Consider the following 13,605-nt stretch of genomic DNA (forward strand, 5'->3'; position numbering starts at 1 on the left):
CGCACTTGCTCGCAACTGCTTGGCAGGAGCCGCTCTTGCAGAGCCTTCCAAATTCCCCCATCTTCAGGGGGAGATATGAAATCATTCCGGCAGGCCTTTAACCTGCATGGCATGGAGAAGACTGAGATGGCACGTTTTTCCATCATGAAGCTGACCGACAAGGCGGCGGAACGGGTGCGCGAAATCATCGGTGCGCGTGATGGTGCGCACGGCATCCGGCTCGGCGTGAAGAAGGGCGGTTGCGCCGGCATGGAGTACACCATCGATCTGGTCACTGAACCTGACCCGAAGGACGACCACGTCGAGCATCAGGGCGCACATGTGTATGTCGCGCCGGAAGCGGCACTGTTTCTGCTCGGTACCGAGATGGATTTCGAGGTCACCACGCTGCGCACGGGCTTCGTGTTCCGCAATCCCAATCAGTCTTCCGCCTGCGGCTGCGGCGAATCGGTGGAACTGAAACCAGCCGACCTGAAGGCGCTGGCCGAGGCCCGGGCGACAGCCGAGGCCTGATTTTCCCTCCATGGACAACGGGCGCATCGAAGAGCTTTTCGAAGGGCTTGGTCCCGTCACCATCCGCCGCCTGTTCGGCGGCAAGGGCATCTACCATCGCGGCGTCATCATCGCCATCGTCCTGCAAGGCGAACTGATGCTCAAGGCGGATGCGATAAGCGCTCCCGATTTTGTTTCTGCGGGCGCGCGCCAATGGACCTATGCCGGAAAGGGGAGGGAGGTGGCCATGCCCTACTGGACCACTCCCGATGTCGCGTTCGACGATCCGGAAGAAATGGCGGCGTGGGCGCGCAAGGCGTATGATGCGGGTTTACGGGCGACAGCTCAGGAAGCCCGGCGGGAAGGCTGAAACGAACCGGAGGCGATTCGGGCGGCCGGAAATTTTCTTCAGGTGTTCGTATTCCCGTTAAACCGATCCGGTATCATGGACAAAATGGGAACTTTTGTAGAATTCCAAAATAAAACAATTGGTTAATCCCTCTTGCAAAAATGGAACAAAGAGGGTACAAAAATCTGAGCGGTCAGCGAATTGTCCGTCTGTCATTGACGACCAAAAGGTACTGTATCATGGCTCAGAATTCATTGCGGCTTGTAGAGGACAATTCGGTGGACAAATCAAAGGCTCTGGACGCTGCGCTGTCGCAGATCGAGCGGGCTTTCGGCAAGGGCTCGATCATGCGCCTTGGCGCAAACGAGCAGGTGGTCGAGATAGAAACGGTTTCGACCGGTTCTCTCGGTCTCGATATTGCGCTGGGTGTTGGCGGTCTGCCGCGCGGGCGCATCATCGAGGTCTATGGCCCTGAAAGCTCGGGCAAGACGACGCTGGCTCTCCATACGGTTGCGGAAGCACAGAAGAAGGGCGGCATCTGCGCCTTTGTCGATGCCGAGCACGCGCTGGACCCGGTCTATGCCCGCAAGCTGGGTGTCGATCTTGAAAACCTCCTGATCTCGCAGCCGGACACCGGCGAGCAGGCGCTGGAAATCTGCGACACGCTGGTGCGCTCCGGTGCGATCGACGTTCTGGTGGTGGACTCGGTGGCGGCCCTGACGCCGCGCGCCGAAATCGAAGGCGAGATGGGCGACTCGCTGCCTGGTCTTCAGGCTCGCCTGATGAGCCAGGCGCTGCGCAAGCTGACGGCTTCGATCTCGCGCTCCAACACCATGGTCATCTTCATCAACCAGATCCGCATGAAGATCGGCGTCATGTTCGGTTCGCCTGAGACGACCACGGGCGGCAATGCGCTCAAGTTCTATGCGTCGGTACGTCTCGATATCCGCCGTATCGGCTCGGTCAAGGATCGCGACGAGGTGGTCGGCAACCAGACCCGCGTCAAGGTGGTCAAGAACAAGCTGGCTCCGCCCTTCAAGGTGATCGAGTTCGACATCATGTATGGCGAGGGTGTGTCCAAGACCGGCGAGCTCATCGATCTCGGTGTCAAGGCCGGCGTGGTTGAAAAGTCGGGTGCTTGGTTCTCCTATAATTCACAGCGTCTCGGGCAGGGGCGTGAGAACGCCAAGCAGTTCCTGCGAGACAATCCGGATACGGCGCGGGAGATTGAACTGGCGCTGCGCCAGAATGCCGGGCTGATTGCCGAGAAGTTCCTGGAAGACGGCGGCTTCGAGGCTGAGGCCGGCGAGGGCTGATGCGCTGATCGGCACGGATTGTCCGGCCTCGGCCGAATGAACTTAAAGTGAAAAACGCCGGTCTCGGGGAGGCTGGCGGTTTTCGTTGCGGGCAGCATTTTTTGAAAGAGTGCATCAGGGTTGAGCAAGGCCTCAGCGGTGAGGCATCTGAGGTTTCGCCGGCGATCTTTCCTCATTCTGGACAGGGTGCTGGCCGACCGCTAAAAGGCTGTGTTTTCCGCACTGGCGCCGCAGGCGTTTTCCTGAACAAAGGCATCTTTCATGAGTGGTGTTAACGAGATCCGGTCGGCTTTCCTCGACTACTTCCGCAAGGAAGGTCACGAGGTCGTTGCCTCCAGCCCTCTGGTACCGCGCAACGATCCGACGCTGATGTTCACCAATGCCGGCATGGTTCAGTTCAAGAACGTGTTCACCGGTCTGGAAACACGCCCCTACAACCGCGCGACCACCTCGCAGAAGTGCGTTCGTGCCGGCGGCAAGCACAATGACCTCGACAATGTCGGCTACACCGCGCGCCATCACACCTTCTTTGAGATGCTCGGCAATTTTTCCTTTGGCGACTATTTCAAGGAACGCGCCATCGAGCTTGCCTGGAACCTGATCATCCGCGAGTTCGGGCTGTCGAAGGACAGGCTGCTGGTCACGGTCTATCACACAGATGATGCGGCGGCCGAATTCTGGAAGAAGATCGCAGGTCTTTCCGACGAGAAGATCATCCGCATCCCGACCAGCGACAATTTCTGGGCGATGGGCGATACCGGCCCCTGCGGCCCCTGCTCGGAAATCTTCTACGACCATGGCGACCATATCGCGGGCGGACCTCCCGGCAGTCCGGATGAGGACGGCGACCGCTTCATCGAGATCTGGAACCTCGTCTTCATGCAGTATGAGCAGTTGACGAAGGAAGAGCGCATCGAGCTGCCGCGTCCGTCGATCGACACCGGCATGGGGCTTGAGCGTATCGCTGCCGTGCTGCAGGGTGTGCATGACAATTACGACATCGACCTGTTCAAGGCGCTGATCCGCGCCTCCGAGGAAGCCACCGGCGTGCCGGCAACCGGGGCGAACCGGGCGAGCCATCGCGTCATCGCCGATCACCTGCGCGCGTCCTCGTTCCTCATTGCCGACGGCGTTCTTCCCTCCAACGAGGGTCGCGGCTATGTGCTGCGCCGCATCATGCGCCGCGCCATGCGCCATGCGCAGCTTCTGGGCGCGCGCGATCCGCTGATGTGGCGGCTGGTTCCCGCGCTGGTGCGTGAAATGGGGCAGGCCTATCCCGAGCTGGTGCGCGGCGAGAGCCTGATTTCCGAAACGCTCAAGCTGGAGGAAACCCGCTTCCGCAAGACGCTGGCGCGCGGCATCACCCTGCTCAACGAAGCGACCGAAGGGCTGGACAGCGGAGGCCGGCTGGACGGTGAGACCGCCTTCAAGCTCTATGACACCTATGGTTTCCCGCTCGACCTGACACAGGATGCCTTGCGCCAGCGCAACATCGCCGTTGATCTGGAAGGCTTCAACGCGGCGATGGAGCGTCAGAAGGCCGAAGCCCGCGCCAACTGGGCCGGTTCCGGCGAAGCGGCGACCGAGACCGTCTGGTTCGGCGTGCGTGAAAAGTCCGGTGCGACCGAATTTCTTGGCTATGACACCGAGCAGGCTGAAGGCATCGTTCAGGCGCTTGTGCAGGATGGTAAGGAAGTCGAGAGCGCTTCCGCTGGCGAGAGCGTCGCCGTCGTCGTCAACCAGACGCCGTTTTATGGCGAATCCGGCGGTCAGATGGGCGACACCGGAATTATTTCGGGCGAAGGCTTCTCCATCGAGGTGGAAGATACGCAGAAGAAGGGTGACGGCGTTTTCGTCCATCTCGGCAAGGTGGTGAAGGGCGCGGTCAGGCTTGGCGCGGCCGCGGAGCTGAAAGTCGATCATGCCCGCCGCAACCGCCTGCGCTCCAACCACTCGGCCACGCACCTCATCCACGAGGCGTTGCGCGAGGTGCTGGGTACGCATGTGGCCCAGAAGGGTTCTCTGGTTGCGCCGGAGCGCCTGCGCTTCGACATTTCCCACAACAAGGCGATTTCTCCGGAGGAGCTTGAAGAGGTCGAGCGCATGGCCAATGAGATCGTGGTTCAGAATGGCCCGGTCACGACACGGCTGATGTCGGTGGACGACGCCCGCGCCGAAGGCGCCATGGCGCTGTTCGGCGAGAAATATGGCGACGAGGTGCGCGTCGTCTCGATGGGTACGGCTTTGCATGGAGAGAAAGCCAACAGGCCCTATTCGATCGAACTGTGCGGCGGCACACATGTGAAGGCCACCGGCGACATCGGGCTGGTGCGCATCGTTTCCGACAGCCCGGTTGCGGCCGGCGTGCGCCGCATCGAGGCTCTGACCGGCGATGCCGCACGTCAATATCTGGATGAGCAGGAGCGCCGGCTGAAGTCTGCGGCCGCGCTGCTGAAAGTCTCGCCTTCCGAGGTTCCCGCGCGCATCGAGGCTCTGGTGGAAGAGCGCCGCAAGCTGGAGCGTGAGCTGACCGAGGCCCGTCGCAAGCTGGCGCTCGGCGGCGGTTCCGGCAGTGGCGCGGCGTCCGACGTGAAGGATGTCGCCGGCACGAAGTTCCTCGGCAAGGTGGTCGAGGGCGTTTCGCCACGCGATCTGAAATCGCTCGCGGACGAAGGCAAGAAGTCGGTCGGCTCGGGCGTCGTCGTCTTCGTCGGCGTAGCCGAGGATGGCAAGGCCAGCGTCGTGGTTGCGGTGACCGACGATCTGACATCGCGCTTCTCGGCCGTCGATCTGGTGCGCGCCGCATCCGCAGCGCTGGGCGGGCAGGGCGGCGGCGGCCGGCCGGACATGGCGCAGGCCGGCGGACCGGATGGAGCGAAGGCGGAAGCAGCCCTGCAGGCAGTTTCGCAGGCCCTGGAATAGAGCATTTGCAGTCAGACGGAGTCGTCTGACGTCGCATGAATGCAGCCATGGGAAAACAAGCCGGAGCGGCGGAGCTGTGCTCGTCAGAACGCCCGCAGCTCCAGCGACGAAACTCGGGGCAGATTGCGTTTCAGATCCGCTGCGAGCTTTTCAGTCCCGATACAAAAAAGGCGGCCTATGGCCGCCTTTTCCGTTTCTGAAGACGTTTTTATTCGTCTGCGAAGATCGCCTTCCAGATGGCTGCGCCAATGGCCGCGCCCACGATCGGGGCAAGCCAGAACAGCCACAGCTGTCCGATCGCGCCGGTCTCGGCAAACAGGGCGACGCCCGTCGAGCGGGCAGGGTTGACCGAGGTGTTGGTCACGGGGATCGATACCAGATGGATCAGCGTCAGCGTCAGGCCGATGGCCAGCGGCGCGAAGCCTGCCGCAGCTTTTGCGGTCGTCGTTGCCAGAATGATGAAGATGAAGAAGGCGGTCAGCACCACTTCGATCGTCAGGCCGGCCAGAAGCGAATATTTTCCGGGCGACAGCTCGCCATAGCCGTTGGAAGCAAAGCCACCGGCGGAGAAGCCGGGCTGGCCGGAGGCGATGACATAGAGCACAGCGCCAGCGACGACGCCGCCGACCACCTGCGCGATGATGTAGCCGACCAGATCACCGGCAGGCATGCGGCCGCCGACGACCATGCCGACGGAGACGGCCGGATTGAAGTGACCGCCGGAAAAGCGCCCCACGGCATAGGCCATGGTGACGACCGTCAGGCCGAATGCAAGCGAAACGCCGAGCAGGCCGATGCCGACGTCGGGGAATGCGGCGGCAAGAACAGCTGATCCGCATCCGCAAAAGACCAGCCAGAATGTGCCGAAGAATTCGGCTGCGAGTTTCTGAGGCATTTTCTCTCTCCTTGGGAGTTTTGAAGCGCAGAACGGAACATTTCCAAAATCCGGAACTTCAATGGGCACTGACAAGGTAAAGCTGAGTGCGTCGTCCCCCACATCACAACCCGACCGGGCAATAAACTACCTTGAGTCGTGACAGGGAGAAAGGCCGGTCGTTGCAGGCGGTGGGGCAGCACAGGGCCCGCCTCTGCCGCAAGCATGTGCGGGCGGGGTTTCCCGGTAATCAAGCGTTATCAGGCGCCAAAGAAAAAGAGCGGCTTCCGTTTCCGAAAACCGCTCTTTTGTCATTTGTCAGCCCGCCGGGCGAACCGGGCAGTCGTCAGTGTCGTGGGGATCAGGCCATGGCCTTCTGCAGGTTCTCGTCCACCTTGTCTAGGAAGCCGGTGGTCGACAGCCAGGGCTGATCGGGACCGATGAGCAGCGACAGGTCCTTGGTCATGAAGCCGCTCTCGACGGTCTGGATGCACACGCGCTCCAGCGTCTCGGCGAAGCGCTTCAGCTCGGCGTTGTCGTCCAGCTTGGCGCGGTGAGCGAGGCCACGCGTCCAGGCGAAGATGGAGGCGATCGAGTTGGTCGAGGTCTGCTCGCCCTTCTGGTGCTGGCGATAGTGGCGGGTCACGGTGCCGTGGGCGGCTTCGGCTTCCACCGTCTTGCCGTCCGGCGTCATCAGAACCGAGGTCATCAGGCCGAGCGAGCCGAAGCCCTGCGCAACCGTATCGGACTGCACGTCGCCGTCATAGTTCTTGCACGCCCACACATAGCCGCCGGACCACTTCAGCGAGGAAGCGACCATGTCGTCGATCAGGCGGTGTTCGTACCAGATCTTGCGCTCCTTGAACTGCGCCTCGAATTCCTTCTCGTACACTTCCTGGAAGATGTCCTTGAAGCGGCCGTCATAGGCCTTGAGAATGGTGTTCTTGGTCGACAGGTAGACCGGATAGTTGCGCAGCAGGCCGTAGTTCAGCGAGGCGCGCGCGAATTCGCGGATCGATTCGTCGAGGTTGTACATGGCCATGGCAACGCCGGAGCCGGGCGCGTCGAACACTTCGTGCTCGATGGTCTGGCCGTCTTCGCCCACGAACTTGATGGTCAGCTTGCCCTTGCCGGGGAAGCGGAAATCGGTGGCGCGGTACTGGTCGCCGAAGGCATGGCGGCCGACGACGATCGGCTGCGTCCAGCCGGGCACCAGGCGCGGCACGTTCTTCATGATGATCGGCTCGCGGAAAATGGTACCGCCGAGGATGTTGCGGATGGTGCCGTTGGGCGACTTCCACATCTTCTTGAGATGGAATTCCTCGACGCGGGCTTCGTCAGGCGTGATGGTGGCGCATTTGACGCCGACGCCGTGCTTCTTGATCGCGTTGGCGGCGTCGATGGTCACCTGATCGTCGGTGGCGTCGCGATGCTCGATGCCGAGGTCATAATATTCGAGATCGAGGTCGAGATAGGGGTGAATCAGCTTGTCTTTGATGAACTGCCAGATGATGCGGGTCATCTCGTCGCCGTCGAGTTCGACGACCGGGTTCGCCACCTTGATCTTCGCCATGAAAACTGCCTCGTCTTGGAAAGGGCCTTGCCGGAAGGGTAGGCCGTTTGGGATGCGCCCCTATACCAAAGCAAGCGAAGGTGCGCAAACGGACACGGCGTTCCAAACAGGCCTTCTGATGAGGGCACGCTATCCGCGTTTTAAGAGTTGAGAAGAAACCTGCCGCCGGTGAGTGCCCGGACCACGGCTTCCAGAATTTCCTGCCTGCTGAGCCCGGCCGTATCAATCCGGTGGTTGTCCAGCCTGTCCAGTTGCGAGAACTGGCTGTGCAGGTCGCTGATCGGGATCGGGTCTGCCAGCGTTTCGCCGCCGCGCAACTGACAGCGCCTTATCGCCTCGTCGAGGTCGGGGCGCAGCACGATGTAGTGGAGAGGATGGCTGACGGCGCTGAACGCCGGCAGGAACCATGGGCCTATGATGCCGTCGATCACCACGAAATAGCCGCCATCCGCATAGCGTTGGGCTGCCGCGCAAAGAGCGCCCATCACGACTTCGTTCTGCCGGCGTGATTCCGGCAGGTATGGCGGGATGGCTCCGTTTCGGATGAAGTGCCAGAAATCGTCGGCATGGATATGCACCGCCGGCTGGCCGCAGCTTTCGACGAGGCTGCGCGCTGTCGTCGTCTTTCCCGCGCCGGGCGTGCCGGTGACGATGAGGATCTGTCCGGAAAGGTCGATCATGGGGTGATGATCGACCTGTATCGGCAAGAGGTCAAGCGCTCCGGGGAAGTGGCCTGTCCTCTCCTGACGGGCCATGTGGGAGCTTCAATTTCGCACCCGGATGTGTCAGGGACAGCAAAAAGCCGCAAAGCGAAATGCATTGAAGCCCATGCCATCTCAAGAACAACCTTCAAATTCCCCCGTCGCCGGTCCGGTCATCATCCTTGTCGAGCCGCAGCTCGGCGAGAATATCGGCATGGTGGCGCGCGCTATGGCCAATTTCGGGCTGAGCGAATTGCGGCTGGTCAATCCGCGCGACGGCTGGCCGAGCGATAAGGCGCGTGCGGCGGCAAGCAAGGCCGACCACGTCATCGATGCGGTGCGCGTGTTCGACGATCTGCCGTCCGCGATCGCGGACCTGAATTTCATATTCGCCACCACCGCCCGCGAGCGCGACGGTTTCAAGCCGGTGCGCGGCCCGGTTGAGGCGGGCAGGGCGCTGCGGACGCGGTGTGAGGCTGGCCAGCGCACAGGTATTTTCTTCGGGCGCGAGCGCTTCGGTCTCAACAACGACGAGGTAGGCCTTGCCGACGAGATCGTGACCTTTCCGGTCGATCCGGGCTTTGCCTCGCTCAACATCGCGCAGGCGGTGCTGCTGATGTCCTATGAATGGATGAAGTCCGGCTTCGAGGACGAAACCCGCACCAATTTCCGTGGGCCGGATATGGAGCCGGCCACCAAGGATGAGCTTCTGGGGCTGTTCGGCCATCTGGAAGAGGCGCTGGAGGCGCGCGGTTATTTCCGGCCGCCGGAGAAAAAGGCGAAGATGGTGGACAATCTGCGCTCCGTCCTAACGCGGGCCGGCTTTGCGGGTGCGGAACTGCGCGTGCTGCGCGGCGTCATCACCTCGCTGGATCGCTTTACCCGCAACTCACCGCGCGGGGCCGCCTACACCCGCCCATCATCCGGCCTTGCTGCGTCGCCCGGCCAAAACCGGCCAGGCGAAGAAGAGGAGACAGGCCGTGACTGAGCAGCCGATCCTGATGTTCGATTCCGGCGTTGGCGGCCTCACCGTGCTGCGCGAGGCGCGGGTGCTGATGCCGGATCGCCGCTTCATCTACGTGGCCGACGATGCGGGCTTTCCCTACGGGGCGTGGGAGGAGCCGGCGCTGCGGGCGCATATTCTGGACCTGTTCGCTTCACTCCTCGATCGCTACCAGCCCGAAATCTCGGTCATCGCCTGCAATACCGCCTCGACGCTGGTGATCGACGATCTGCGCCGGCGCTTTCCGGGGCATCCTTTCGTCGGCACGGTTCCGGCAATCAAGCCTGCCGCCGAACGCACCCGTTCCGGGCTGGTTTCGGTGCTGGCGACGCCCGGAACGGTGAAGCGGCAATATACGCGCGACCTCATCCATCATTGGGCCACGAAATGCCATGTGCGGCTGGTCGGGTCGGAGCGGCTGGCCTCACTCTCCGAAATCTACATGCGCGATGGCTTCGTGGATGAGGAGCAGGTGAGGGCGGAGATTTTCCCCTGTTTCGTGGAGCAGGACGGAAAGCGCACCGACATCGTCGTTCTAGCCTGCACGCACTATCCGTTTCTGGTGAACCGTATGCGCAAGACGGCACCCTGGCCGGTGGACTGGCTCGACCCGGCGGAAGCGATCGCAAGACGTGCGCTTTCCCTGCTGGAGAGCGACGGGCGTTCGCAGCAGGATGCGGCTGTCGCGGAACCTGATATCGCCGTGTTCACGTCTGGCAGGCCGGATTTCGCCACGCGGCGGCTGATGCAGGGTTTTGGCCTCACCGTTCCGGTTTGATGGAACATGCGCCACGGACGGTCGTTTTCTCCTGATAAGGAGAACGCCATCATGCCTGCAAAATCGAAAGCCCAGCAGAAGGCAGCCGGCGCTGCCCTGTCTGCCAAGCGCGGTGAAACTCCGAAGAGCAAGCTCATCGGCGCTTCAAAGGAAATGTACGAATCGATGAGCGAAAAAGAGCTCGAGGAATTCGCCGAAACAAAGCACAAGGGCTTGCCGGAGCACAAAAAGAGCGGGTGAGGGCTCTATGGCCCCCACCCGGAGGCGTCAGCCGGCCTGCGTCAGCACCGGGACTGCGTTCCTGGTGAACCATTCCTCGAAGGACTGAGGTTCGCGTCCGGTCAGCGCCCTGAACTCCGTGTCGGAGCCGGCGAGGTTTCCGGCAGCAGCCGCCGCATCGAACGAGGCGAACACGCGCGCCACCGGTTCGGGCAGCCCGGCACCGGTCATGCCCCTGACCAGATCATCGACCGAAACCTGCACGACTTCGAGGGGCTTGCCTGTCGCCTTGCGGGCGAGTTCTGCAACCTCATCAACAGTCCACGGCTTCGCGCCATAAAGGCTGAGCGTGCGTTTGCCGGAAAAGTCGGCGGCGAGGGCGGTGGCGGCTGCCAGCGCGAGATCGTCGCGCGCAATGTAGGACGTGCCGCCCTTGCCGGCTGCGGTGAACCACTTGCCGGTCTCCAGAGCATGGGGAAGGGCATGCAGAACGTTTTCCGAGTACCAGCTGTTGCGCAGCAGCGTGTGGCCGGCAATCGCGCTTGCCTTGATTGCCGCTTCGGTGCCGGCGTGGTCGGGGGCGAAGGAAACCGCCGAGGTTTCTGCATCCGGCAGGGATGTATAGACGATGTGCTGAACGCCCGCCTTGTCGGCGGCCTCGATGGCGGCCTTGTGCTGGCGCAGGCGCTTGCCCGGCTCGTCAAGGGCGTCGGTGCTGATGAGAACCAGCCGCTTCACGCCGGAAAAGGCGGCAGAGAGCGTGGCCGGATCGTCGTAGTCGGCCTTGCGGACGGTGACGCCGCGAGAGGCCCATTCGCCGAGGTCTTCGGGCTTGCGGCTGGTTGCGATGATCCGCGCTGCCGGAACACCCAGCGTGCCGATGAGATGATTGAGCACTGCACGGCCCAGATGGCCGGAAGCGCCGGTGACGAGAAGGTCTGCGGTCTGTGTCATGATGGTCTCCTGCGTTTTGCCATACAAGGGCACGTTGCATAATCAGGTTACTGACAGTAACTATATAGCCGGGTGCGATGACGTTTGTAAGAACGCATGATTTCGTGCTCAGGTTACATGAAGGGAACCGCCATGAATGCTATCCTTGGAACGGCTGTTGCGGGCAGACCCGAAAATGAGGCACCCGTCCCCTTGCTGCAAGCTTCGCCGGGCTTTGCCGAAGACGGCAAGGGCGGTTGCCCCATTCGTGACGTTCTCGACCGGGTGGGCGACACATGGAGCCTGCTCGTCATCATCAGCCTTCAGCCGGCGCCGATGCGGTTCAATGCGTTGCGGCGGTCGATCGAAGGCATATCGCAACGCATGCTGACCGTGACGTTGCGTTCGCTGGAGCGCGACGGGCTGGTCAGCCGCACCGTGCGGCCGACCACGCCGCCCGAAGTCGAATATGCCTTGACGGCGCTCGGCCGTTCCATCGCCGTGCCCATTGGTGCGCTGGGGGACTGGGCGGCGCAGAACAGGGGGCAACTGGCGGCTGCCCGCGCGGCCTTCGATGCAGCCGCAGACGGCGCCGGCGCTTGACACCGGGGGCCGATCCCTCTAGTGGAAACCGCGAAGCACCGGGCCGCAAGCCCGGTTGTTTCATTTGACGTGTCCCGTGGATCGTCCGTCGCTTTGCGCGGCCGATCCTGTCAGGTCTCGAAAACGGAGGCCAGAGGAGGGCGCGTTTCCTTACCCGCAGCCATGGGGCCGTGGGTGATTTTTTGAAAGGGAATGCGATGAGCAAGCGCGAATCCGCGAAATACAAAATTGACCGCCGTCTTGGCGAAAACATCTGGGGTCGTCCGAAGTCTCCGGTCAACAAGCGTGAATACGGCCCCGGCCAGCATGGCCAGCGGCGCAAGGGCAAGCTGTCGGACTTTGGTCTGCAGCTGCGCGCCAAGCAGAAGCTGAAGGGTCACTATGGTGACATCTCCGAGAAGCAGTTCCGCAAGACTTATGAGGAAGCTGCCCGTCGCCGTGGCGACACTCCGGAGAACCTGATCGGCCTGCTCGAATCGCGCCTCGACGCCATCGTCTACCGCGCCAAGTTCGTTCCGACGATCTTCGCTGCCCGTCAGTTCGTCAACCACGGCCACGTCAACGTCAACGGCCAGCGCGTGAACATCGGTTCCTACCGCTGCAAGCCGGGCGACGTCATCGAGGTGCGTGAGAAGTCGAAGCAGCTCACCATCGTTCTGGAAGCCGTGTCGCTCGCCGAGCGCGACGTGCCGGACTACATCGAAGTCGACCACAACAAGATGGTCGCCACCTATGCCCGCGTTCCGGGCCTGTCTGATGTGCCTTTCGCCGTCCAGATGGAACCGAACCTGGTCATCGAATTCTATTCGCGCTGATCATACTGCATTTTTTGCACTGGAAAGGCCGCCTTCGGGGCGGCCTTTTCTTTTCCGGGAAATCGCGGCAGCGAAACGGAAAACCTGATTTCACTATTCGCTCCGATGCTCTATTGCGGGCGTTTACAGGAAAGATTGAAGGCACGCTCGTCATGGATATGCCGATGCTTACCGAGGATGCTGCACCGGAAGCGAACGCCGATGGTTGCCACCAGATGTTCAGAGCCGCTCCCGGCGGAGTTGAGTTCAACAAGCTGCGCAAGCGTCTTCTGCGACTGACGCGGCAGGCCATCGAGGATTATGCCATGGTCAGGCCGGGAGAGCGCTGGCTGGTGGCGCTTTCCGGCGGCAAGGATTCTTACGGGCTTCTGGCGCTGCTGCTCGACCTGAAATGGCGTGGCCTGTTGCCCGTCGATCTTCTCGCCTGCAATCTCGATCAGGGCCAGCCGGATTTCCCGAAGCACATATTGCCCGATTATCTCGATGCCAACGGCATCGTGCATCGCATCGAATATCAGGACACATATTCTATCGTGACCGACAAGCTGCCGGAATCGAGCACCTATTGCTCGCTGTGCTCACGGCTGCGGCGCGGCCATCTTTATCGCATCGCGCGTGAAGAGGGCTGCTCGGCGCTGGTGCTCGGCCATCACCGTGAGGACATTCTCGAAACCTTTTTCATGAACCTCTTCCACGGCGGGCGCCTTGCCGCCATGCCGCCCAAGCTCGTCAATGACGAAGGGGATGTGATGGTGCTGCGGCCGCTGAGCCTTTGTGCCGAGGCGGATCTGGCGAAGTTCGCCACCGCCATGCGCTTTCCGATCATCCCCTGCAATCTGTGCGGCAGCCAGGACGGGCTTCAGCGCAACCTGATGAAGGCGATGCTGGACGACATCGAAAAGAAGATGCCCGGCCGCAAGGACACCATGATTCGGGCCCTGGCGAATGTGCGGCCTTCGCATCTGCTTGACCGCAACCTGTTCGATTTCGCGGGGCTGAACCTTGGGGGTACAGCCCCGCATTGACG

General features: G+C 61.9%; 14 protein-coding genes. 10 read left to right on the forward strand and 4 right to left on the reverse strand.

What is annotated here, in order from left to right:
- The first annotated feature begins 126 nt into the window (after nucleotides 1–126).
- The 4 genes from sufA (at nucleotide 127) to alaS (ending at nucleotide 5,079) form a co-directional block, all read left to right on the forward strand.
- Nucleotides 127–513, forward strand: coding sequence for a Fe-S cluster assembly scaffold SufA (gene sufA, locus HNR59_RS09435; RefSeq protein ID WP_183829084.1), 387 nt, complete (start codon nucleotides 127–129; stop codon nucleotides 511–513).
- A gap of 10 nt (nucleotides 514–523) precedes the next feature.
- The gene (locus tag HNR59_RS09440) at nucleotides 524–862 is read left to right on the forward strand and encodes a TfoX/Sxy family protein (RefSeq protein WP_183829087.1); all 339 of its coding nucleotides are present in this window, start codon (nucleotides 524–526) and stop codon (nucleotides 860–862) included.
- A 218-nt stretch (nucleotides 863–1,080) separates the two neighbouring features.
- Nucleotides 1,081–2,157 carry a recombinase RecA gene (recA, locus tag HNR59_RS09445; RefSeq protein ID WP_183829090.1) on the forward strand — a complete coding sequence of 359 codons (1,077 nt, stop codon included), beginning with the start codon at nucleotides 1,081–1,083 and terminating at the stop codon, nucleotides 2,155–2,157.
- A 261-nt stretch (nucleotides 2,158–2,418) separates the two neighbouring features.
- A complete protein-coding gene (alaS, locus tag HNR59_RS09450) occupies nucleotides 2,419–5,079 on the forward strand; it encodes an alanine--tRNA ligase (RefSeq protein WP_183829092.1) in 2,661 nt (886 codons plus the stop codon).
- A 208-nt stretch (nucleotides 5,080–5,287) separates the two neighbouring features.
- Here the strand turns inward: alaS and aqpZ are convergent, their stop codons facing one another.
- The 3 genes from aqpZ to HNR59_RS09465 all read right to left on the reverse strand — a co-directional run bounded on the left by aqpZ (nucleotide 5,288) and on the right by HNR59_RS09465 (nucleotide 8,203).
- A complete protein-coding gene (aqpZ, locus tag HNR59_RS09455) occupies nucleotides 5,288–5,974 on the reverse strand; it encodes an aquaporin Z (protein ID WP_183829095.1) in 687 nt (228 codons plus the stop codon).
- A 340-nt stretch (nucleotides 5,975–6,314) separates the two neighbouring features.
- On the reverse strand, nucleotides 6,315–7,526 hold the full coding sequence (locus HNR59_RS09460; protein WP_183829096.1) for an NADP-dependent isocitrate dehydrogenase: 1,212 nt from the start codon (nucleotides 7,524–7,526) through the stop codon (nucleotides 6,315–6,317).
- 140 nt (nucleotides 7,527–7,666) lie between these two features.
- A complete protein-coding gene (locus HNR59_RS09465) occupies nucleotides 7,667–8,203 on the reverse strand; it encodes an AAA family ATPase (RefSeq protein WP_183831482.1) in 537 nt (178 codons plus the stop codon).
- A gap of 151 nt (nucleotides 8,204–8,354) precedes the next feature.
- Here HNR59_RS09465 and HNR59_RS09470 point away from each other — a divergent pair, with 151 nt between their 5' ends.
- Genes HNR59_RS09470 through HNR59_RS09480 form a run of 3 tightly spaced genes read left to right on the forward strand, consistent with a single transcriptional unit; the run spans nucleotide 8,355 to nucleotide 10,248 of the window.
- Nucleotides 8,355–9,215: an RNA methyltransferase gene (locus HNR59_RS09470; protein ID WP_183829099.1), complete on the forward strand. Its 861-nt coding sequence runs from the start codon at nucleotides 8,355–8,357 to the stop codon at nucleotides 9,213–9,215.
- A complete protein-coding gene (gene murI, locus HNR59_RS09475; RefSeq protein ID WP_183829102.1) occupies nucleotides 9,208–10,008 on the forward strand; it encodes a glutamate racemase in 801 nt (266 codons plus the stop codon). Before HNR59_RS09470 ends, murI begins: the two co-directional genes overlap by 8 nt.
- Nucleotides 10,009–10,059: 51 nt before the next feature.
- Nucleotides 10,060–10,248: a DUF3008 family protein gene (locus HNR59_RS09480; protein WP_183829105.1), complete on the forward strand. Its 189-nt coding sequence runs from the start codon at nucleotides 10,060–10,062 to the stop codon at nucleotides 10,246–10,248.
- Between the two features lie 27 nt (nucleotides 10,249–10,275).
- Here HNR59_RS09480 and HNR59_RS09485 read toward each other — a convergent pair whose 3' ends face one another.
- On the reverse strand, nucleotides 10,276–11,181 hold the full coding sequence (locus HNR59_RS09485; RefSeq protein ID WP_183829108.1) for an SDR family oxidoreductase: 906 nt from the start codon (nucleotides 11,179–11,181) through the stop codon (nucleotides 10,276–10,278).
- 132 nt (nucleotides 11,182–11,313) lie between these two features.
- On the opposite strand from HNR59_RS09485, the gene HNR59_RS09490 reads away from it, so the two are divergent.
- From HNR59_RS09490 to ttcA, 3 genes are all read left to right on the forward strand, one after another.
- Nucleotides 11,314–11,763, forward strand: a complete 450-nt coding sequence (locus HNR59_RS09490; protein ID WP_183829111.1) for a winged helix-turn-helix transcriptional regulator — start codon at nucleotides 11,314–11,316, stop codon at nucleotides 11,761–11,763.
- Between the two features lie 197 nt (nucleotides 11,764–11,960).
- Nucleotides 11,961–12,578 (forward strand): 30S ribosomal protein S4, encoded by a 618-nt coding sequence (gene rpsD, locus HNR59_RS09495; RefSeq protein WP_183829114.1) that lies wholly within the window; start codon nucleotides 11,961–11,963, stop codon nucleotides 12,576–12,578.
- 158 nt (nucleotides 12,579–12,736) lie between these two features.
- Complete coding sequence (gene ttcA / locus HNR59_RS09500) at nucleotides 12,737–13,603, forward strand: tRNA 2-thiocytidine(32) synthetase TtcA (RefSeq protein WP_183831484.1); 867 nt, start codon at nucleotides 12,737–12,739, stop codon at nucleotides 13,601–13,603.
- Nucleotides 13,604–13,605 lie beyond the last annotated feature (2 nt).

The sequence above is a fragment of the Aquamicrobium lusatiense genome, from assembly GCF_014201615.1.
GTDB lineage: Bacteria > Pseudomonadota > Alphaproteobacteria > Rhizobiales > Rhizobiaceae > Mesorhizobium > Mesorhizobium lusatiense.